This window comes from Rhizobium sp. CNPSo 3670 (assembly GCF_057784555.1).
This window is the reverse complement of record NZ_JBXSOL010000013.1, coordinates 1-20264: the sequence shown is the minus strand read 5'-3', so window position 1 is coordinate 20264 and position 20264 is coordinate 1. Positions and strand designations below refer to the sequence as shown.

General features: G+C 61.4%; 25 protein-coding genes, 1 tRNA gene and 2 pseudogenes. 11 read left to right on the top strand and 17 right to left on the bottom strand.

What is annotated here, in order from left to right; all coding sequences use genetic code 11:
• Positions 1-206: 206 nt before the first annotated feature.
• The 6 genes from AC13QO_RS15345 to AC13QO_RS15320 all read right to left on the bottom strand — a co-directional run bounded on the left by AC13QO_RS15345 (position 207) and on the right by AC13QO_RS15320 (position 4818).
• Positions 207-1112 (bottom strand): NAD(P)/FAD-dependent oxidoreductase, encoded by a 906-nt coding sequence (locus AC13QO_RS15345; protein WP_085777299.1) that lies wholly within the window; start codon positions 1110-1112, stop codon positions 207-209.
• Between the two features lie 112 nt (positions 1113-1224).
• Positions 1225-1443 (bottom strand): hypothetical protein, encoded by a 219-nt coding sequence (locus AC13QO_RS15340; RefSeq protein ID WP_085777298.1) that lies wholly within the window; start codon positions 1441-1443, stop codon positions 1225-1227.
• The gene (locus AC13QO_RS15335; protein WP_085777297.1) at positions 1440-1700 is read right to left on the bottom strand and encodes a DUF982 domain-containing protein; all 261 of its coding nucleotides are present in this window, start codon (positions 1698-1700) and stop codon (positions 1440-1442) included. Before AC13QO_RS15335 ends, AC13QO_RS15340 begins: the two co-directional genes overlap by 4 nt.
• A gap of 295 nt (positions 1701-1995) precedes the next feature.
• The gene (locus tag AC13QO_RS15330) at positions 1996-2463 is read right to left on the bottom strand and encodes a DUF2269 family protein (RefSeq protein ID WP_085777296.1); all 468 of its coding nucleotides are present in this window, start codon (positions 2461-2463) and stop codon (positions 1996-1998) included.
• On the bottom strand, positions 2460-3746 hold the full coding sequence (locus AC13QO_RS15325; RefSeq protein WP_085777295.1) for an SDR family oxidoreductase: 1287 nt from the start codon (positions 3744-3746) through the stop codon (positions 2460-2462). Before AC13QO_RS15325 ends, AC13QO_RS15330 begins: the two co-directional genes overlap by 4 nt.
• A gap of 325 nt (positions 3747-4071) precedes the next feature.
• A complete protein-coding gene (locus AC13QO_RS15320) occupies positions 4072-4818 on the bottom strand; it encodes a glucose 1-dehydrogenase (RefSeq protein ID WP_085777294.1) in 747 nt (248 codons plus the stop codon).
• A 107-nt stretch (positions 4819-4925) separates the two neighbouring features.
• Here AC13QO_RS15320 and AC13QO_RS15315 point away from each other — a divergent pair, with 107 nt between their 5' ends.
• The 6 genes from AC13QO_RS15315 to AC13QO_RS15290 all read left to right on the top strand — a co-directional run bounded on the left by AC13QO_RS15315 (position 4926) and on the right by AC13QO_RS15290 (position 9370).
• Positions 4926-5270 (top strand): ArsR/SmtB family transcription factor, encoded by a 345-nt coding sequence (locus AC13QO_RS15315; protein WP_488541123.1) that lies wholly within the window; start codon positions 4926-4928, stop codon positions 5268-5270.
• Positions 5271-5488: 218 nt separating this feature from the next.
• Entirely contained in the window at positions 5489-6130 is a 642-nt protein-coding gene (locus tag AC13QO_RS15310; RefSeq protein WP_488541122.1) for a nitrile hydratase subunit alpha, read from the top strand.
• Complete coding sequence (locus AC13QO_RS15305; RefSeq protein WP_488541121.1) at positions 6130-6768, top strand: SH3-like domain-containing protein; 639 nt, start codon at positions 6130-6132, stop codon at positions 6766-6768. Before AC13QO_RS15310 ends, AC13QO_RS15305 begins: the two co-directional genes overlap by 1 nt.
• A complete protein-coding gene (locus AC13QO_RS15300) occupies positions 6755-7105 on the top strand; it encodes a hypothetical protein (protein WP_488541120.1) in 351 nt (116 codons plus the stop codon). Before AC13QO_RS15305 ends, AC13QO_RS15300 begins: the two co-directional genes overlap by 14 nt.
• 125 nt (positions 7106-7230) lie before the next feature.
• Positions 7231-7914: a winged helix-turn-helix domain-containing protein gene (locus AC13QO_RS15295; protein WP_488541119.1), complete on the top strand. Its 684-nt coding sequence runs from the start codon at positions 7231-7233 to the stop codon at positions 7912-7914.
• Between the two features lie 58 nt (positions 7915-7972).
• On the top strand, positions 7973-9370 hold the full coding sequence (locus AC13QO_RS15290; protein WP_488541118.1) for a sensor histidine kinase: 1398 nt from the start codon (positions 7973-7975) through the stop codon (positions 9368-9370).
• Here the strand turns inward: AC13QO_RS15290 and AC13QO_RS15285 are convergent.
• From AC13QO_RS15285 to AC13QO_RS15245, 9 genes are all read right to left on the bottom strand, one after another.
• A complete protein-coding gene (locus tag AC13QO_RS15285) occupies positions 9267-10163 on the bottom strand; it encodes a glycosyltransferase family 25 protein (protein ID WP_488541117.1) in 897 nt (298 codons plus the stop codon). The genes AC13QO_RS15290 and AC13QO_RS15285 overlap by 104 nt on opposite strands.
• Positions 10164-10460: 297 nt before the next feature.
• Positions 10461-10877, bottom strand: a complete 417-nt coding sequence (locus AC13QO_RS15280) for a GFA family protein (protein WP_488541116.1) — start codon at positions 10875-10877, stop codon at positions 10461-10463.
• A 1001-nt stretch (positions 10878-11878) separates the two neighbouring features.
• Positions 11879-12472: a hypothetical protein gene (locus AC13QO_RS15275; protein ID WP_488541115.1), complete on the bottom strand. Its 594-nt coding sequence runs from the start codon at positions 12470-12472 to the stop codon at positions 11879-11881.
• A gap of 14 nt (positions 12473-12486) precedes the next feature.
• Positions 12487-12696 (bottom strand): response regulator transcription factor, encoded by a 210-nt coding sequence (locus tag AC13QO_RS15270; protein ID WP_097597546.1) that lies wholly within the window; start codon positions 12694-12696, stop codon positions 12487-12489.
• A complete protein-coding gene (locus tag AC13QO_RS15265; protein ID WP_221114659.1) occupies positions 12693-12989 on the bottom strand; it encodes a GcrA family cell cycle regulator in 297 nt (98 codons plus the stop codon). The genes AC13QO_RS15270 and AC13QO_RS15265 overlap by 4 nt, the downstream gene beginning before the upstream one ends.
• Entirely contained in the window at positions 12986-13384 is a 399-nt protein-coding gene (locus AC13QO_RS15260; protein WP_488541220.1) for a hypothetical protein, read from the bottom strand. Before AC13QO_RS15260 ends, AC13QO_RS15265 begins: the two co-directional genes overlap by 4 nt.
• The gene (locus AC13QO_RS15255; RefSeq protein ID WP_183706706.1) at positions 13350-13718 is read right to left on the bottom strand and encodes a hypothetical protein; all 369 of its coding nucleotides are present in this window, start codon (positions 13716-13718) and stop codon (positions 13350-13352) included. The genes AC13QO_RS15260 and AC13QO_RS15255 overlap by 35 nt, the downstream gene beginning before the upstream one ends.
• A gap of 35 nt (positions 13719-13753) precedes the next feature.
• Positions 13754-14020 (bottom strand): sigma-70 family RNA polymerase sigma factor, encoded by a 267-nt coding sequence (locus tag AC13QO_RS15250; protein ID WP_285196212.1) that lies wholly within the window; start codon positions 14018-14020, stop codon positions 13754-13756.
• Positions 14021-14157: 137 nt separating this feature from the next.
• Positions 14158-14382, bottom strand: a complete 225-nt coding sequence (locus AC13QO_RS15245) for a hypothetical protein (RefSeq protein ID WP_488541114.1) — start codon at positions 14380-14382, stop codon at positions 14158-14160.
• Between the two features lie 83 nt (positions 14383-14465).
• Between AC13QO_RS15245 and AC13QO_RS15240 the strand changes: the two genes are divergently transcribed.
• The 3 genes and pseudogenes from AC13QO_RS15240 (at position 14466) to AC13QO_RS15230 (ending at position 16426) form a co-directional block, all read left to right on the top strand.
• Entirely contained in the window at positions 14466-15113 is a 648-nt protein-coding gene (locus AC13QO_RS15240; protein WP_488541113.1) for a S24 family peptidase, read from the top strand.
• Positions 15114-15922: 809 nt separating this feature from the next.
• The gene (locus tag AC13QO_RS15235; RefSeq protein ID WP_085777280.1) at positions 15923-16186 is read left to right on the top strand and encodes a hypothetical protein; all 264 of its coding nucleotides are present in this window, start codon (positions 15923-15925) and stop codon (positions 16184-16186) included.
• A 14-nt stretch (positions 16187-16200) separates the two neighbouring features.
• A pseudogene (locus AC13QO_RS15230) lies at positions 16201-16426 on the top strand (hypothetical protein).
• A 26-nt stretch (positions 16427-16452) separates the two neighbouring features.
• On the opposite strand, the gene AC13QO_RS15225 reads toward AC13QO_RS15230, so the two are convergent.
• Entirely contained in the window at positions 16453-16692 is a 240-nt protein-coding gene (locus tag AC13QO_RS15225) for a DUF982 domain-containing protein (RefSeq protein ID WP_085777278.1), read from the bottom strand.
• Between the two features lie 1347 nt (positions 16693-18039).
• Between AC13QO_RS15225 and AC13QO_RS15220 the strand changes: the two are divergent.
• Positions 18040-18885, top strand: a pseudogene (locus AC13QO_RS15220) (septal ring lytic transglycosylase RlpA family protein); the annotation flags it as partial.
• Positions 18886-19313: 428 nt separating this feature from the next.
• On the opposite strand, the gene AC13QO_RS15215 reads toward AC13QO_RS15220, so the two are convergent.
• Positions 19314-19390 (bottom strand) — tRNA-Pro (locus AC13QO_RS15215).
• 262 nt (positions 19391-19652) lie between these two features.
• Here AC13QO_RS15215 and AC13QO_RS15210 point away from each other — a divergent pair.
• A complete protein-coding gene (locus AC13QO_RS15210; protein ID WP_085777277.1) occupies positions 19653-20060 on the top strand; it encodes a hypothetical protein in 408 nt (135 codons plus the stop codon).
• Positions 20061-20264: the final 204 nt, after the last annotated feature.

Here is a 20264-nt window from a genome sequence, read left to right as displayed (position 1 = left end):
CTCCCCGTCGAGCTTCCTGGCAGCGGCTCAACTTTGATTTGCGAGATCGTGAGCGCCGACGTAGAGCAAGGCTCCAGGCTCACCCGGGGCCTAGAGCGGTTCAGGTTTTCAGAGCTGAACCGCTCTGACCTTTTGTTTTTACGCAATTCCGGACGAAAAACCGCTTCGCACTTTTCCTGGAATTGCTCTAGCAGCGACGGCATCCCTTAGCGTGCTAGAGGACTAGCCTCGTTCAGATCGTTTCGGATCGCGGTGGCCGCTATGCCCGCCTGCCCCATTGCGGTCCCGATCTGATCCAAGCCGATGACCACGTCTCCCGCTGCATAAAGGCCAGGAAGGCTTGACCTTTGGTGACTGTCGACGATGACGCAGCCGTTCTCCGACAATTCTGCGCCGACCATAGCTGCCAGTTCCGACCGAACGTCCGATCCTAGCGCCGGGTAAATAGACGAAAACACGCCGATGCTGGAAGCTGTTGCGATTGTGATCCTATCGCGCTCAGGGTCGATAGATTTTATCGGACCTTCCTGGAGGCCGATCCGCAAGTCCCGCAGCCGATTGAGCTCAATCTCCGAGAGCTCGTGTTCCTCTTGCGGAGTAATGATCGTTACGTGTGTCGTATAACTCCGCAGGAACAGCGCCTCTGCAAACGCTCTCGATCCGCAACCGATGACGGCGACAGGCTTGTCGGTGATCTCGAACCCGTCGCAGACAGGACAGTAGCGGATAAGGCCGCGCGCAACAGCCTCGTCATGACGCTCGGCCAACATCGGTGGCTTGCGGTCGACGACGCCGGTGGCGAGAAGGACTGTTCGCGCCCGCATGCTGCCGCTGCTGGAGAGAACTCGAAAGCCGACCTGCTCCTGCTGAAGCTGTCTGACGCTCTCACTGCGGATCTGAACTTTGTACCTTTGAAGCTGTGTGCGCATCCTGACGAGAAGCTCCCCTCCGCTGATGCCCTCCGGGAACCCTGCGAGGTTATGGGAAATCGGAATGGTGGCGGCACGACTGCTATTGTCATCGAAGACGGTTGTCGAAAGGTGGTAGCGCGCGAGATAAACGGCCGCAGTCAAGCCAGCAGGTCCACCTCCGATGATAATGCAGTCGCGCATCATGTCTCCAGACCGTCGCCGCTCAAGACGTCGTAAGGCGTTGGAATAACTCACATCGCCTGCATCGACCAGGTAGACCGCTCCGAGGAAGCCGTCCGGCGTTCGTTGCTCGTCAGGCGGATACCAAGATGGTGATCATCACTAGTGCGGAGCCAACGCCCGCCCCAGCGAGGCCCGTTGTCATATAGCCGGCAAATCTCCCGGCTTGGCCGTGCCTGATCTCCTCAGCGGTGCCGAGAACGGCCGCCAGGCCGGCAGCAATCCAGCATGTAAGCGTCAACGTCCCCAAAAGTATCGCCCAGTGCGGTGCGTCGATCGAAAGCACGGTCATGCGAATACCCTCGCGGCGAGCGCCGCCTCCATAAACGCCTTGCGGGCTCCCTCGGCACTTCCACGGCGAGCGATGGCATCGACGCATCTGCGCTTGGCGATGCCGAACTCACGAGAATTGGTCGACGGCCAGCGATGGAGAAGCGCCGCAAGCGCCGCGTCCGGACCCTCAATGCGCTCACGCATGCCGTCGCCGATCCGGACGTATACCGGTGGCTTCCAAGTGACATGGAAGTCGATATTGATAACCTTTTCCATTGCAGACCTCATTGCCAGGTTTCCCCGACAACCGCCTTCAGCTGTCCGAGTTCCCAAGCCGTAATGGTTGGTCCGTTATCGGACAGCTTGGAAGAGAACATGGGGAGAAGGTCGTGATCGTTGAGATCTTACACGAGCGTCGATACGGACGGATTCGCTGGAGTGTGCAGTCTGAGCGACGGCGTCCGCGATGACGCCAAGTTCGTGCAGCGGCGGTGGAGCTACATTTCCGGTCAGAGGGTGGCACGGAGGTCGGACAGGCAGGAGGTTGGTCGAAAAGCCGGAACTCCGCGGATTATCCAACCGGGCGGGTGATCATCAGCCAGAGAATTGCCAGCACCGCCGCGAAAGCCGGAAAGCCGAAATAGAACCAGGTCCAGAACAGCCGATGGTATCGCGCCGGCAGCGGCTCACCGTTGGCCGCTGCTCCCTTCGCAATCTTGCGCATCTCCATCTGCATCCAAACGACTGGTAACCAAAAAGCACCCGTGATGAGATAAAGAACGATCGACCAAATGAGCCAGCGCTCCCAAAGGGAATAGCCGACATACCAGGCGAGTGCTATGCCGGTGACCGGCTGAGCGATCACGGCCGTTGTTGTGAAGACGAAATCCGCAATGACCACGATCCTCGCGACGGCGGCCACGGTCGCTGCATTGCCGGTGCGATGCGCGACCAACATGAAAAAGGCGATGCCCGCGCCGGTGCCGAGGAGAACGGTGGCGCCGATGATATGCAGGAATTTCAGCACGAAATAGGTCATCGCTCCTCCAGGATTGCGAGAGCAACCAGGTGCAACACGAGGATCGGCCATATCTTTGTCAACGGGCCAAGCGGCTCATTCCATAACTCTGGCAATATCGCGGTGCCGGCCGCCGCATAGAAAAGTGACAGCAGGATAGCTGCGTAAAGGCCCCACCGCGCAGTGCGGCGTATGGCGATGGCGCATCCTATCGCGATGTCCGCAAGTGCCCCGGCAATAACGGTTGGTACCGCCAAACTACCTGCCCCGCCCCCCATCATCAGCTTGACACCCTGCTCGAAGCCCGATGTCAGCGAAATTATTCCCGTCGATATCCAGAAGAGGGGCAGCAGCACAAAAGTGACGGGCTTCAGGAAGTAGAGTTTTGCAAACCAACGCTCCTGAACCGAAACCGGGCGACGTGCCAAGGCATCGTCCAACGACGATGGCCGGATACCCGTTGCGTCGATCCATTCGCTGGGATCACCGACGGCGCCGCGGACGATCTCCCTTGCGGCCGTGGTTCGAACCGGCGGCCGCCAGCCCAGCAACCCGGCAAAATCGCCGAGCCAATAGAGAAGGCTGGCGAGCGGGCGGGGCAGCAGATAGCGCTTGGCCGGAGGCCAGCCAAGCCATCTGCGGTATCGCGCCACAATCTCTTCAAACTCGAGCGCCTGCGGGCCGACGATTTCGAGCGCGATTTTAGACGGGGCCGTTTTGTCGAGCAGCCGAATGACGGTTTCGGCGACGTCGTCGAGCTGCACCACCTGAAGTTTCCCGGTCGATGGCATCACTGGCAGAAACGGCAGCGCCGCAAGTCCGCGAAACAATGCACTGGAGCCGAAGGCCGCATCACCAAGGATCACGGACGGACGCAGTATTACCCAGTCGAGATCCGTCTCCATCAAGGCCATGTCGCCGGAAAGTTTCGTCCGCGAGAACGTCGATGGCTGCTGCCGATCCACTCCAATTGCCGAGAAATGAATCACACGGCGCACGCCGGATTGCTCGCATGCGAGGAACAGCGCTCCCGGTCCCTGCGCGTGGACGCCGGCCATGTTGTGGGTCACTCCGTCCTGCAATGCCCCGGCGCAATTGACGACGGCGTCCATTCCCTCGAGATGATGCAGCCAGGCAGAGGGCGCCACTGCTTTGGCCACATCGACTTCAACCCAACTGCCGGTGCCTTCAACCGGCCGTTTTCCAGGACGCACCACACAGATGATATCATGTCCGCATGCCGCTAGCCTGGCGCAGACGGCACAGCCAACAAGACCTGTTGCGCCGGTAACAAGGATTTTCATACGGACGACCTTCGCACTCAAAAGCCCCGAACCTGTGAGTTCAGGATTTCGTTCCAGTGCCCTTCCTCGTGACAATGATGGGATAAGTTTTGAATTGCGTCGACCCAGCAATTCCGAGTGCTTGAGTTCCCAGATCGCGTCTGCTCGATGCGGCGAGTTGGACGGAAACGCACCCTCATTCTCCGTCATCCCAAGGACGATGGCCACAGCCGATAACGCCGGCGTTGGTCCTCGGGTCAAGCCCGAGGACGACGGAGGGGTGAACCTTCTGCCGACACAGTATGCGCGCGCCTCCATAAAGGCGCACGCACCGCCATCGCAAGCCTTAGCGGAAACCGCCGCTCGCGACCAGCCGTTCGCCGGTCAGCCAGCGGGCATCGTCGGAAGCGAGGAAGACGGCAACATCGGCGATATCGTCCGGCTGGCCGATGCGGCCGAGCGGCGTCTGGTCGGCCATGTTCTGTTCGAGATCGGAGCCGATGACGCCGGCCGTGTGGGTGCCCTCGGTCTCGACCATGCCCGGCAGAATGGCGTTGACGCGGATCTTGCGCGGGCCAAGCTCCTTGGCAAGCACGCTGTTGATGCCCTCGACGGCGCCCTTGGTGCCGGTGTAGACGGCAGTGGCCGGCAGCCCGATGCTGGTGACCACCGAGGAGATGTTGATGATGCTGCCGCCCTCGCCGAGATGCTTGGCCGCTGCCTGGGTGGTCAGGAGAACGCCGAGAACATTGACGTCGAACATGCGGCGATAGTGCTCCTCGGTCACCTCGCCGATCGGGGCGAATTCATAGACGCCTGAGTTGTTGACCAGCACGTCGAGCTTGCCGAATTCCTTGACCGCGGCATCGACCACGCCCTGCGCCTGCTCGGCTTTGGAAACATCGCCCTGCACCGCGATGGCCTTGCCGCCGGCCGCACCGATCGCCTCGACCACGGCCTCGGCTCCGGCCTTGCTCGAGGCGTAATTCACCACCACTTCAGCACCTTCAGCCGCCATCGCTTTGGCAATCGCGGCGCCGATGCCCTTGGAGGCTCCCGTGACCACTGCGACCTTTCCTGTGAGCTTAGCCATTTCTTGTTCCTTCTGATCCGGATGACCGCCGGAATTGACGGCCTTGTTCCGTAGTTCAGAAATTCGGAACTGTTGATCTCGATGTCAAGTGGCCCTATATAAAATTCATGCGACCGATTTTTCACCCCGCCCTGGAGGACATAAAACCCGAGGCGATCCTCTATGCGCTCTCTGATCCGGAGCGCGTCGCGATCTTCGCCAAGCTCGCCGGCACCGCCTGCGGCGGCACCTGTTCGGCGCTCGCCGATCTCGGCGACCGCGTCATTCCGAAATCGTCGCTGTCGAACCATTTCAAGGTGCTGCGCGAATCCGGGCTGATCCGCAGCGAGCGCCAGGGGGTGGAGATGCGCAACCAGACCCGCTGCGCCGAGCTCGATGAGCGCTTTCCCGGGCTGGTCAGGGCGATTCTGACGGCTTACGGACAGCTTCCGGAGCAACTGCAGACGGGTTGACGGACGCTGGCCGGCGAACCGTCTGCGCGGATTGGAAAACCCGGGATTTGTCGACGCAAACAAAGCTCCCCGCTCCATCCTCGGACGGCGACGCCCTTGGCGCCGACATGACAAAAGCCGCTTTTTCAGCTATTAATCAAGGCGCGACCGAAACCGCCGGTCACCCCCACGGTCAAGCAATTTCGGGCCTCATATGATTGTCAGCCAGGAGGAGCGTCATGACCTCGTATGATTCTGACAAGGCAGCCAAACTTCATCGTGAATTGCATAGCCACCTTCCGCCGGCACCGGCATTGCGTTTGAAGGCCCTGGAAACGGTCCTGACCGAAAAAGGCTTTCTCGATGCCGATGCCGTTGACAAATGGCTCGACAACTATTCTGAGAATGTCGGGCCGATGAACGGCGCCAAGGTGATTGCCCATGCCTGGGCGGATCAGGCCTTTGCTGACCGGCTGGCCGAGAACGCGATCTCCGCCTTTGCAGAGGTGGTGCCGAGCGTCGATCATGATTACAATCTGCGCGCGGTCTTCAACACGCCGGATGTTCACAACCTTATCGTCTGCACCCTCTGTTCCTGCTACCCGCTCAGCATCCTTGGCATGTCGCCTTCCTGGTACAAATCGACCGAATACAGGGCGCGCGCCGTCCGCGATCCTCGCGGCGTCCTCGAGGAATTCGGCACCGTCCTGCATGAAACTGTGGAGGTCCGGGTGTGGGATTCAACATCCGACCGTCGCTACATCGTCATTCCGGAGCGGCCCGAGGCGACCGAAGGCTGGTCGGAAGAGCAGCTTGCGGCGCTCGTCACCCGCAACGCGATGATCGGCACCCAAAGGACACTCCGGCCGGAGGCGAGGTGATGGACACGATTCACGATCTCGGCGGCAAACAGGGTTTTGGACCGGTTCGGCACCAGTTCGACGATGACGACTTCATGTTTCCGGAAGAATGGAAAGCGCGCATCTGGGCGATCGCGATGATGTCGATGTCGAAACTCAGCCAGGAACAAACCGGATGGACGCTCGACTGGTATCGCCACGTTCTGGAGCGGTTGCCGCCGGATCTCTATCTCCGCTTCGACTATTTCGAAAAGTGGATATTGGCCATGATGGTCACGGCGATCGATGAAGGCATTGCCGATGTGAGCGAGTTTGTCGACGGGCATGCAGGGTCCGCCGGAATGCAGTTGAAGCGCATGCCGCCGCGGACGGAGAGCACCGGAGCAACCGGCTCCTACAAATCGGGCGACAGGGTCGTCGCCAAGCGGGACACCGGCGCAATGCATAGCCGTCTGCCGGCCTATCTCAGAGGGCGCAGCGGCGTCATCGAAAGCGTCACGGGACCGCAAGCTCTGCCGGACCTTTCCGCGACCGGCAGACTCGCGATTGAGCAGACCTATGCCGTTCGCTTCGAAATGAAGGAGCTTTGGCCCGAGGCCGCTCACAGCCGCGACGCGCTCCTGATTGACATGTGGGAGAGCTATCTTGACCCCGTCTGAGATTTTTCGCGGCTCGCTTCGGTCCCCAGACCGCGGCCCCGCATTCCAGGAACAATGGCATGCGCAGGTCGTTGCCATCGTCGAAGTGCTGATCGCTTCGGGGAAACTGGAGCCGCAGCGCTGGTCGCAAACACTCGGCGCGGAACTCGAAAGGCGATCGCGCGCCGGCGAACCCGATGACGACGCGACCTATTACGGAGCATTCAAGGACGCCCTCGAACGCATTCTCGACAGCAACGGAATCGCCTCCCGTTCGGAGGTGGACCGACGCGAGAGCGACTGGCGCCAAGCCTATCTCAGCACGCCGCACGGCAAGCCGGTCGTGCTCCCAGGCTGATGCGTTCGAGGGAGGGACTTCTCCCCGCTGGGCGGCAAGTCACCCTCCCCTTACCAATCCGTAAGTTGCCGCCCAGTTGCCCTCTCGGCTAGATCTGGCCACTCCAGGCATGTCGGGAGCGGCCGATGCGAATCCTGCTGATCGAGGACGATCTCAAGACGTCCGATTATATCGCCAAGGGCTTCACCGAGGCCGGGCACGTCTGTGACGTCATCGGCGACGGTCGCGACGGGCTGTTTCAGGCGCAGCGCGAGGCCTATGACGTCATCATAGTCGACCGCATGCTGCCGGGCCTCGACGGGCTGGCGATCGTGCGCTCGTTGCGCGCCGCCAAGGTCGGCACGCCGGCGCTGTTCCTGACCTCGATCGGCGGCGTCGACGATCGGGTCGAGGGGCTGGAGGCCGGCGGCGACGATTATCTCACCAAACCCTTCGCCTTCTCCGAGCTTCTGGCGCGCGTCAATGCGCTCGGCCGTCGCCCGCCGGTGCAGGAGCAGCGCACCGTCTTGAAGGTCGCCGATCTCGAGCTCGATCTGATCCGGCGGGAGGCGCGGCGCGCCGGCCAGGTGATCGAGCTGCAGCCGCGCGAATTCACCCTGCTCGAGGTGCTGATGCGCGGCGAAGGCCGGGTCATCACCAAGACGATGCTCTTGGAGCGGGTCTGGGATTTCCACTTCGACCCGAAGACCAGCGTCGTCGAGACCCATATCAGCCGCCTCAGGGCCAAGGTCGACAAGCCGTTCCAGGTCCAGCTCCTGCATACGATCCGCAACACCGGATACAGCCTGCATGCGCCTCGAACAGGATGATTCCAGGCCCATCGGCCTGAAAATCTCAAATCCTGTTCGCAATTTAAAGAGTAAGAGCATGATGTCGTCCGAAAACCGCGCACACTTTTCGGCATCATGCTCTAGCCTTCGCAGGAGCACGCCGTTTCGCCTGGCCGTCACCTTCGGCGTGCTCTTCGTCGTCGCCTTCGTCTTCAGCGGCGCGATCATCTATCACATGCTCAGCCTCGGACTCGGCCGCGATGTCGACCAGTCGCTGAGCGAGATGAATTCACTGATTGTCTCGACCTATCAGCCTGGCGACACCGAAGATCTGATCAACACGCTGAACAATTATGCAAGCTTCCAGTCGACCTCCGACGGGCTCTATTCGCTGACCGATGCCGGCGGGCGCAAGCTTGCCGGCAATTTCGCAGCACCCCGCATCCCGATCGGCGTCTATACTGTCACCTCTGGCGATGTCGGGTTCAAGGGGCATGAACGCTACCGGATGCAGGTATCGATGGTCGGCCCCTACAGCCTTGTCGTGGCCGAGAACTTCAACGATGCCGACGAGATGCTGCGGATCGTGCTGGTGAGCTTCGAATGGGCGGCCGCCATCGTGGTGGCGACGGCGATCGGCGGCGGCGTCTTTCTCGCCGTTCGCGCCCAGGCGAGACTGGACCGGGTCGCCAACACCATGAACGAGGTCTCCCACGGCGCGCTCGACGCCCGCATTCCGATCACCGGCAACGGCGATGATCTCGATACGGTTGCGATCCAGATCAACGCGGCGCTGGAGCGGCTGCAGCGATTGGTCGAGAGCATGCGGCAGGTGAGCGCCGATATTGCCCATGATCTGAAAACGCCGCTCAACAGGCTGCGCCTGACGCTCGATGCCGCGGTGGCCGGAAACGAGCAGCAGGCGGATGTTTCGGCTCTGCTCGACGAGGCGCGGAATGAGAGCGACCGCATCAACGCCACCTTCGAGGCGCTGCTGCGCATTTCCCAGATCGAGGCCGGCGCCCGCAAGGAGCGTTTCCAGCAGACGGATCTCGACGCCGTGCTCACCGTCATCTCCGAGGTCTATGTCGATGTCGCCGAAGACGCGGGGCAGTCGTTCCGGATCGCCGGGCGCGCGCCTGGCGTCATCTGGGGCGACCGCGATCTCCTGACGCAGATGATCGCCAACCTGGTGGAGAACGCGATCAATCACTGCCCAGCCGGAACCGGCATCACCCTGTCGCTCCGCCGCCAGGAGGATCGCGCCGTGCTCTCGGTCGCCGATACCGGCCCCGGCATCCCCGCCGAGGAAAGGGACAAGGTCTTCCGGCGCCTCTACCGGATCGACAAGAGCCGCACGACGCCGGGAAGCGGCCTCGGCCTCAGCCTCGTCAAGGCGATCGCCGAGTTGCATTCGGCCGAGATTGCGCTGACGGACAATTATCCCGGCCTTCGTGTTTCGATCGCCTTCCCATTGATGCCGGAGAAATCCTGAGCCGCCATGCCGCGAGCCTGATGAAGCGGGCAACAAAACGACGGATTTCGGCCGCAGCGCGAAAGGGCAGTACGCTCCACGGCCTGCGGCGGCCGAGCCGGTAGGCCGAAAGCCCCGCCTGGATCTGCGAGCAGGGATCGGCCCTTTGGCTCACCGGCAGCGGATCGACGAAGCAGGCGCGTAGCCCCTCATCGAACTCCAGGTCGAAGGCGAGATCATAGGGCAGCCGCATCGGCAACATCGCCCCGTCTATCCAGCCCGCCGCCTTGCGGTTGATCAGATAGGCGCCGGAGCCCTTCTCGCGGGTCAGCGCGATGGCGAGCGAGCGGGCGCCTGTCAGCGGCTCGACCCGGTGCTTCCGCCCGGAATTGACCGTCGAGAGCCGCAGAATGTCCCACTGCGCCTCGTGCTGGAGGGCGGCCTCGAGCAGCTCGGCAAAATCATCATCGAAGTCGAGGTCGTCTTCGAGGATGAGGGCGAATTCGGCATTGCTGCCGAGGAAGCGCCTGGCGCATACGACATGGCTGAGATAGCAGCCGATCTCGAAAAGGTTCGGCCGGCGGCCGTGCCGGCGGAGATAGGATCTCTCGTCGAAGTCGGGATGCGGCAGGCTCAGCCCCGCCCCGTCGACCGCCGCCACGCGCTCATAGGCAAGGCCGAAGCCTGACAGCAGCCGTTCCATTCGAAAACGGCGCAACGGCGCGCGGTCGAGATTGATGAGATAGGTATTCACCCGCAGGCTGACCGGATGAAAGGCCGGCATAAGGGCGGCAGGCGTGGCGCGCATATTCATGAGACTTGGCCTCGACTTGGCAATGACGACGCCAAGCCTGCGCTGCCAATCTCACCGGGACTTCGCCTGAATCATACATTTTCGTAAGCTGCGTCATCGCCGGCCGAGCGATGCATTCTTACGGATTGGTATTGTCCCGGCAAAAAGCCCGTAAGAATGCCGCGCTACATCTCGCTTGCTGCACGCAATGGGTCACTTCCCTTCCCGCGATCATGACGACATCAATCACGCCTTCGATGACGACGGCGACCCATTGCGTGCCGCGCCAGAGTCAGAAACTCGCGTCGGCCGGAACCCCTAATTTCCGGCATGACGCTCGATCGAGTCGGCGAGGTCGATCCATTGAGGGCGATTGTCCCACCAATGAACGTGATCGGGAGCAGGAAAGTACGGATCGGCGAATGTGCCGGCCGCGACGACGACGGTGCCGGGGAAGTATGCGCCGGATCTGGAAAACCCGCCGCCACCGCAGATCCGGCAGAAGGCTTTCATCACATCCGGCACGGTTTCGCCCTGCGGAAACCATAGGGAATAGTCTCCCGAAACGATCCGGACATCTTCCTCACGGAACCATACATTGTGGGCGAGAGCGCTACCGGATGCGCGCTGGCAGCGCGTGCACGTGCAGACGTGATTGTGCACCGGATCGCCATCGATCTCCAGGCACAGGGCGCCGCAGCTGCACTTGGCATGAAAGACGGGCATTTGGCTCATTCCCTGTTCATCTCACGGCGGAGTGCCGTTGTTCAGATCGTTCTGACGCGCCTCGCATCCAAAATACTTCGTCGGTTCGGGAACAACGGGCTTCGCCGATCGTAAGGTCTGTGGGCCGTGCGGAGGTGCTTATAACACAGCCATGCACTTCGATACTCTGTGCGGCCCACTCCGGTCAAAGCCAGGGCGCGACCATAGGTTTGGAAGCGCCCACGCCATTACCCACTTCCGATCGGCATCGCGATTGGAGCCGCACCCGCACCCTCCATCATCCCAGGCCTTGAGGCTGGGATCCATGCCCGGAGTTGGAGATCAGCGTGGATCCTCGGGTCAGGCCCTGGGATGACGGAGAGGGTGGGCACGCTCTCCGGCAACCGAATGAACTTCCGGATAAACTGTGGGTTGGCCTTGTTGCCCAACGCGCCGCCGTTGCGGCTTGCGCCGCTTTTGCCGCAGTTGCCGCCGGTGAAGCGTGTGAGGCGGCTTTTGGCGTGGTACCGCCGGCCAGCGTGAGGCGCTGCCTTTGCAGGAACGTCATCGCGCCGACGCCGCCTATCTATACGGGCACCACCTATCCTCCGTCATCCCAGGGCTTGACCCTGGGATCCATGCGGGCGAGGCACTGCGTGCCGACGCTGTGCGGCGCAAACAACTGCAGCCGCGTGCGCGGCTGTGGATCCCAGGGTCAAGCCCTGGGATGACGGAGGATGGGGTTGGCCTTGTTGCCCAACGCACCGCCGGTGCCGATTGCGCCCGCTGTTGCCGGAGCGACCGCGGGTGAAGCGCGTGAGGCGCGGCTTTTGGCGTGGTACCGCAGGTCAGCTAGGCACCGCCTTTGCCGGAACGTCATCGCGCCGACGCCGCCTATCTATACGGGTACCACCTCTCCTCCGTCATCCCAGGGCTTGACCCTGGGATCCATGCCACATCTGATGGAGCCAGCATGGATCCTCGGCCCGAGGAGACGGAGGATGAGGCACGCTCTGCGGCCGACACCCATATCACCCCGCCTTCGCCCTGCGCAGCGCGATCAACCCCCGCCGCAGCCACAGCAATTGTTGCGGCGGCATCTGGCGCAGGTGTTCGTAATCCATCACCGCCACGTTATAGACGGTGCTGCGCACCTGCGGCCCGTCCTCGCAGCGCAGAAGGACGGCCTGCAGTTCCATCATGCGGTTGCTGGCCTTGCGGGCGCGGTCGGCGAGGCTTTCGGTCACCTCGCCTTCATGGCCCTTGACGGCAAAGAGCGACTGGGCCCTCGGGCTCGGGGCCGGGATGCCGGTCGTCTTGTGGTAGCGCGCCATGACCTCGGCATAGTCGTCGCCGGCCTGGCGCTGTTCGTCAGTGATCAGCCCGTCGAGGAACATGCGGCCGAGGGTATAACCGGCATAGGGGCTCCTGACCGTCTCGTCATCAACCGTCCTGCCGAAACCGTGAATGCGCCGGCGCGCCGCCATCGCCACGCTGATATTCTCCTTCTCGGTTTCGAAGGGCTTGATCTTGCCGCAGGGGAAACGCTCGACATTGGCCTTGCGCGGCCGGCCGGCGCCCTTGTTAACCCGCTGTATCTTCACCTTGGTGGCCTTGCCGCCCATGCTGATTATCCTTCCTATCGAATGATGCCGTTTCGCAGCGCGGCGGCGACCAGGGCGGTCTCCTTGAACACGCCGAGTTTCGCCTTGGCATTGGCAATGTGGGTGTTGACGGTGATCGGCGAGATGCCGAGGATGGTGCCGATCTCGGCGGCGGTCTTGCCTTGCGCCATCCAGCCGATGATCTCTCGCTCGCGCGGGGTCACGGCACTGGTCACGGCACTCATGGCGCCGGCCCGTCGATCGTCGGCACGCGCGGCATCGTCACCTCGGCGCCGGACAGCGTCACCCGCCGCACCCGGTCGGGATGGCTTATCGGTGCGGGCGCCGCGCTGGCGACCGCCAGCGTCTTGCGCGGGTCCTGCCTCGGCGGAAACCGGTCGCGGTTGCGATGCGCCATGTTGATGACGGTGTTCTTCTTCGAGCCGAAGAGTTCGGCGATTTGACGTGCCGACAACCCCTCCTGCCAGAGCTTCTGCGCCTTGACGATCTTGTCTTCCGTCCAGAACAGATCTCTCATCCCACTGCCTCCTGTGCGTCTCGTGCGGCCCTTGCGATGACCGGATTGTCGGGAAACATCTCAGCCAGCGCCCGCTTGGCGCTGCGGCTGCCGTTTGCCGCCTGTCTCAGAAGCCGCATCTTATGGGCGGCCACCTTCGGCTGCGGCGGTTCGGGCGGCGCCTCGACGCGGGGGCGGCTTTGCGCTTCCATCACCGCCTGCTGCTGGCGGGCAATTTCGGCAAAGCTCGCCGCACTCGGGGCAAAGGCGCGGTTATGGTCCCTGACCTTGCCTGACAGGAACAGCTTGGCGGCGCGCCAGACCGCCTCTCCCGCAATGCCGTCGATGGCGACGAGATAGGCGCGGATCTGCATGTCGGGATCAATGCCGGCGCAGGCCGGAAAGCCCGAAAGCATCCCCGCTATGATCTTCACCGGAGAGGAAATCTCTTGCGGCATCGACCGTTGTCCTTCTGCCCGTGCTTGCATTGATCGACCCGGCTTCCCTCGCCTTTTCATTGAAATACCAATCGGATTTGATCGCCCGCCAGCCGCGCAGGATCTGCATCTCGGCGGCCTCGACCGGGTTGCCGGTCTTCAGATATTCCCTGACCTGGATCCTCGCCGCATAGGCCGTCAGCGGCTTTTTCAGCGTGCGGCTGCGATGCTCGATAATCGCCGCCGCCAGCTCCTGCCCCAGCACGGGGCTCAAGATCTCCATGATGTCCTTGCTCATCTCTGCCTTTTCCATGCGATTGCTTTTCCGCTCGCGACGTGTTGCCGTCGTCATACCGGGCGCCTCGGCCGCCCTCGGGCGAAGTTGACCAGGGCGCCCGGCCTTAAAGCGCGGCCGGGAAAACGCCGGACCGCGCGGCCGGCATGATCCTGCTGGGCGGTGTCGCCTTTCTCGGCGCTGCGAAGCCGGTGGATCTCGCTTTCCACGACCGGCACCGGCACGCCGAGGATGGCAGCGATTTCGATATAGTCCCGGCCGGAGCGGAAGAGCTCGAGGGCGTTGATGTGGGTGGCTTGATGCGCCGGAGCGGTGCTCATCGCTTGATCCTCTTTTCATTCGATCCGCGGCCGAGCCCTTCCCGCAAAGCGGGCGCCGGCGAGATCGTTTGTCTCAAATCTTGTGGACGGTGCCGGCGTCGCCGAGGGAGCGCGGCGACGCCAGCTGCCGATAGCCTTCAGGGAGGAGTGAGGCTGCCGGATTTGCTGTTCGGCCGAGAGCCGGGGAAGACCGGCGTCTGCCGCATCTCTTCGGGCTTGGTCTGCCTGCCGCAATTTTCGCAATGGCGCTCGATCACCTCGGCGATCGACAGCGCCCTGCCGCAGCGCGGGCAGCCGGTGTAGCGGACATTGGCAATGCCCGAAAGCAGGGGCCGGTTGTTGATGATATCGGTGCTTGTCATGGGCATAAGGGTACGTACAATACCTCGCACGTCAAGCGATTTAGGGGATTACATGTACCTTTTTTTAGGGTATTATTTATATCATGTTGAAAGATCAGGAACAATTTGAGCGCGAAGAACGCGCAAAGCGTCTGGTCATGGCCAGGAAGAACGCGGGCTTTGCCGGGCCGAAGGCGATCGTCGATCGTTTCGGCTGGAACGCCAATGTTTACAAGGCGCACGAGTCGGGCCGGAACGGCTTCGGCATCGCCGACGCGAAGAAATATGCCAAGGCGTTCAGGGTCAATCTCAACTGGCTGCAGTTCGGAACCGGCGATGCGCTCGATCCGGAGGAGCGGCCGGTTTCCGTTGCCGACGTGCCGAAGATCTCCTGGGTCAGCGCTGGCCAGCTGACCGAGCAGGCGCCGATCACCGACTTCTCGGAATTCCCGACCGTCGCCGCGCTCGATCTGCCCGACGGCGACTGGATCGCGCTCGAGGTCGAGGGCAATTCGATGAACAAGATCTCGCCGCCAGGCTCGATCATTTTCGTCAACCGCCGCGACAAGCGCCTGGCGCCGAACGCGCTCTATGTCGTCGCCGACGAGACCGGGGCTGCGACCTACAAGCGCTACCGCCCGAACGACAATCCGCCCTTCCAGCCCACCTCCTACGAGGACGTGCCGCCGCCGGAATTCCACGGCGCCGTCACCATCGTCGGCCGCGTCCGCCGGTCGGTGATCGAGATGTGAGAGCAAGGCTCTTCAAAAAAATATAAATTTAATCTGTGACTTAACGCTTAGAGTTGCAGCAACATTCCAACCACTTCCCAAAAAGATTCAAGATCATCCGCCCGTCCTCACGAGCCGGCAGGATCTGGTTCCAAATCGCGACACTTGCCGTGCTGATCACCGCTTTCGGCGCCACGCAGGCGATCCTGCTTTGAGGTGAACCCCTCACAACGAAGACGGCTCTCAAGACCGAAGCCCGCTCTACCCGGGCTCCACTCGCCCCGCGCAAGGTGCCTGCAGCGACCTCGCTGCACTGAGGCGCCTGCAAACAACCGCTTCGAGCGCAGGCGTCCGATCCAAAGGCCGCGACGCGCCGCAGAGCGGATCATCGCCCGCCCCGCGCGCCTGCGATATCCGGATCTCTCTCACTCCCTCTCTCTTCCATCTCTTTCCAGTTCCTGAAGGCTGGTGAGGGAGGGTTCCGGCCAAAGCTTCCCCCTACCCCATGAGCAAAGCCCATGAGGCCGGGAGAGCATTGGCCATGTCCTGAAGGCCGGAGCCGGGATGGGACACGTGCCAGAGGGGCCATTCGCTTCGCCCTCGTCCTGATTTTCTGACAGCGCACTTAAGGACTTTCGCTTCCCGCGCCGCTGGGCTTCGTCAGCTCGGGAGTTGCACCCGGTCGCCCAATCATCTGGTCGAGACATACGCCTACGATTCGTACCTCGTCAATCTGTAAGGTATTTTTTGTACCTTTTTTGATTGACGATTTGGGGTATATTATGTACCTTTTCCGATATGCCGACCGGCCGGCGCGAGAGGGCAGAGCAATGCAGCATATCCGCAGGATCGAGACCGAGCAGAGCCGGCGGGACGCCCGCTGGAATGCGGTGCGAGGGCTCGACGACTGCGATGCCTATATGGCCAACGAGGCCCAGCGCATGGGCGCCCTCGGCTTTGCCTATCTCGGCCGCCCCGAACATTCGGTCCGCGGCCCGTCATGGCTGCGCGGCGCCACGGCCAGCGTCGAGGCGCATTACCGTTATGCCCGCGAGATCATGGGCATCACCGATCGCGATCAGCTCTATGCCTGAGGGAGAAAACCGACATGTCCGCCGATTGCATCATCAAGCCTTTTCCGGCTGCGCCTGCCTGCCCGGCCAATGCGGAGAGAAGCCCATTATCCCGGCGCCGGTCACCTTCGTCTCTTGGCGGCTCCAGGCAATCACCTGCATCGCCTTCGGCTTTCTGGCGGCGATCGTCTCGTCCGCCTGGATGCAGCCGCAACTCAAGAATCCGACCTCGATAATCGGAAGCAAGCATCATGGAAGTAAGCGAATGGTTTTCGAAGCACCGCCAGTCAGGAGCTGAACTTGATGTCGCTCGCCTTCGCCGCGGTGATGAAGGCGCGGCGCACCTGCTCGGGCTCGGCGACATCGTTGAACACATCGAGCACCAGCAGCTCGGCGGCCTTGGCCGCCGGCGTCTGCTCCGGCCAGTCGTTCAGCAAGGCATTGCCGGCCTGAACGACGTTGTAAACGGTCCTGGTCTTGCCGTTGATGGTGATCTTCACCGGCTTGAAGCTTCGTCTCCTGCTCATGATGCAGCCCCTCACGCGGAACACGCGACTCAACGAGCGGCGCTCGGACTCGTTCCGGTTGCGATGACTATCTCACATCTAATTGTCGCCGAGCGAATCAACTTGCGGGCAGCCAGACGTTCGAGAGCCAGAAAAACGTGGCGACCGGTTTTTGGGTCGACCGCCTGACGTTCAGGGACGCGATGCTTGGGGTTTAGCAAACGGTCATCGGACGGCCACGGAATACCAAGAAATTATGAGCCTGAGTTGTAGATAGTTTGCTTCCCTGAAGAATAAACTACAATCGCTCGAATATTCCTTCTATTTATAGCCGCTAGAATAGCACTCACGATAGTGTTAATCCTTGCAATAAATATTGATTTGTGTATAATAATTTCACAAACCTAGACGCTGATACCTAGGAAACACCCCCTCTCTTCATCCCCGCTTTTGCGGGGCTTTCCTTATCTCAGCCGTAGTTTCAGAAGCAGGTGGACTTTTTGTTGTGTGGGCATGCAAGTAGGACTTTCGGCAGCAGGCACCGAGCGCGCTCCTGCCAATCGCCGACCGTGCCGGCGCGTCCTAAGTATCAGCAAAAGCGATTTTGGCGCCCCTGCGGGGGCTGGCGACATCAATGGTGCCATCATGGAAAGCTCAGGTCCAAACCGAGCATCCTGCTGAGGACGAATGCGACGAGCCCCACGGCCAGGATCGCTAGCACGAAGACTGCGGCCATCGTGACGCCCGTGCGTAGTGCCGCTCGCCTCTCCCCCTTCTCCCCTTGATCGTAATGCCACTTGATGGCGAAGAACATGGCCATGCCTAACGCGAGAACCTTGAACGTAACGAAGACTATAGGGACCCAATCCATAAAAAATGGCTCTCCTGAGCATCAGCCACGCGCCTTATGACCTCACTCGGGCAAACGCATACTTCCTGTTATGCAATGCTGATATGTAGCAGCAGTCTGGCGGCTTGCAGGCCCGTATCGTTGGGTTTGGGAATGACCGCTTAGGGCCTCAGCAGACTTCAGCCGTGTGTTCGCCCCCGGCAATTGGATAGTGGTCGTCCGATAGCCAATGCCGCCCGGCGACCACTCGGTGCCTGAGGTGGCAACCGGCCCTGGCAAAGCACAGCGTAAAATCGCATGTCCCCACGGAACTATTGCCCTCAGGCCAGCTTTCACTCACAGGGATGGAGCGAATTGACGACAATCCCAGAAGGCAGTAGGGCCTCGAAGTGCGCTTGGGCTGCTATTCTGTCTGGCTCTCGCCCCCCGCGTAGCAAACTTCGAGTACGCGGCCGGCATGAGCGTTTGTATCGACCCATGGCGCGGATACATGGAAGACTGTTGTCAACGATGAACGGATGGCTATTGATGTAAGTGCTACAAAGGGCTTGCGATGGCTGGCGATCATGGCGGTCTGCGCATGCTGTGCCTGTACGACCACACAAACACCGAACACGTATCGCAGCAGAGGATATGTTTCCGAGAAGGTTTACGGTGTGACGGCGAGCCCGCGACCCGCCCACGGCAGGAATATTCGCAAGGGCGGTGGCCGTTATACCGTCGGCAAGCCCTACGTGGTGAAAGGCAAACTTTACTCACCGAAGGAGGACCCCAGTTACGACAGGAATGGTGTCGCTTCCTGGTACGGCTCAGCGTCTCATGGTCGCTTGACTGCAAACGGCGAAGTTTACGACAGGCATCACCTTTCCGCCGCGCATCCCACCCTCCCTTTGCCCAGCTACGTGAGGGTGACCAATCTTGAAAACGGTTCTTCCCTCATCGTGCGTGTTAACGATCGCGGTCCCTACCATAGGGGCCGCATCATTGACCTTTCCAGCAAGGCAGCAGATTTGCTGGACCTGAAGCACCATGGCACGGCCTATGTTCGGGTCCAGTATGTAGGCCGCGCCCGCTCGGACGGACATGATATGCCTTTTCTTATGGCGTCCTAAGTCAGGAAGCGTGATCGCCTCCAGGACATCAAACCCGAGCCTCAGATCGCGACCGACGCGACGGTAGCCTCGAACCAGTCGACCGGCGATCATTTGGGGGGCCACAGCAAGTTCTTCTCGTCGTCACGCGTGAACCCTGCCATCAAGGCGATGAGCGCCTCCTCCCAGCCAGGGGCAATCGCCGCGGCGTCGTTTCCGACATTCGGGCAATTCGTGATGTTACCTGAGATCGGCCCTACTACCTTTGAGCGGACGCCCGAATTCGCTCCGTCGATGCCGCAACTAAAATACTGCTTGAACGAGGATAGTGATGACCGTGAGCGCGGCTCCTGCGAGGTTCAGGCTCTCCCGCTGCCGGGTGTCAATCGCAATGTGCGTCTGACGGTGGTTGTCTCAATAAAGCAACGCCGCTCTCGACTAAAAGGCCACCGCCGGCGAGGAACAGCACTGGTTCTTCCCTAGAATGCGCAAGAAGCCGTCACGAGACATGCCCACCCGCGGCGATCGTGCCGAGATAGCGGCCGATAGCGCCCGGTCAAAAGCCGTGGCAGTAAAATCAATACAGCAATTCTACCGCCCCAGAGCAGAATCAAATGCTAAGTCCGGGGTGGCTGTCATGGTGGCGGATCGCAAGGCATATTAGCGATAAGAAAAAAGCCCGCTTTCGCGGGCTTTTCGGCTGGTCGGAGTGGAGTGATTCGAACACTCGACCCCCACGTCCCGAACGTGGTGCGCTACCAGACTGCGCTACACTCCGTGACCAGCGGCGCTTCTATAGAACAGCCTATCTGGTTGCACAAGCGCCAAATTTCAAAAAGGCGACGGATTTTTTGACCGGTTGATGACAGAGGCCGGAATGGGCCGCTGCTGCAAAAAGACACACCCTGAGCAAATCGAACGGAAGTGCAAAAGGGGCAATTTTCTTTTGCCGGGTTCCGCGCTAAAGGGCTCGGCGGGACAGGCGAAACCGCCGTGACGGCGGCTTCGCGGCCAATGCGCTAGAGATCAGGGACGACACGATGAAACTCCGCACCATTACCGCGGCCGGGCTTGCAATTGCGCTTGCCGGATGCACGACCATTCCTTCCGCCGGCAATCCGATCGAGGCCCGCTGGGTCGGCAAATCGGCCGGCGTCTTCTTTGCCGCCTACGGGCCGCCGATCAGCGATCGCGAGGAAGGTGCGAGCACCATCTACACCTGGCGCGGCGGCTACAAGACCGTGCGCATTCCGGCGAAATATGCCGAGGGCGCCGACGGCAAGCGCGGCAAGCAGATCGCCGCCGCCCGCACCGCCTATCTGCGCTGCCAGGCCGAAATCACCACCAATTCCGATTACACGATCCGCGACATCCGCACCGTCGCCGACATTCCGGGCGTCAACGGCCCGTCCTATTGCGCAGAGTTCCTGGCGCCCGAACAGAAATAACGGACGCTTCGTCCGGCACATGGAGACAGGCGGCAAGGGTGCCGCCTGTTTTCGTTTGGGGCTACAAGTCTAGCCTCAAAGCATCCGCACGAGGGGCAGTTGCGGATCGTTTCAGGGACGGGGACGGGGTCGGGCACGGAGTCACCGAGCCAATGATGAATTTTGGTTGTGCCGCGAGGCCCCCTCATCCGACCCTTCGGGCCA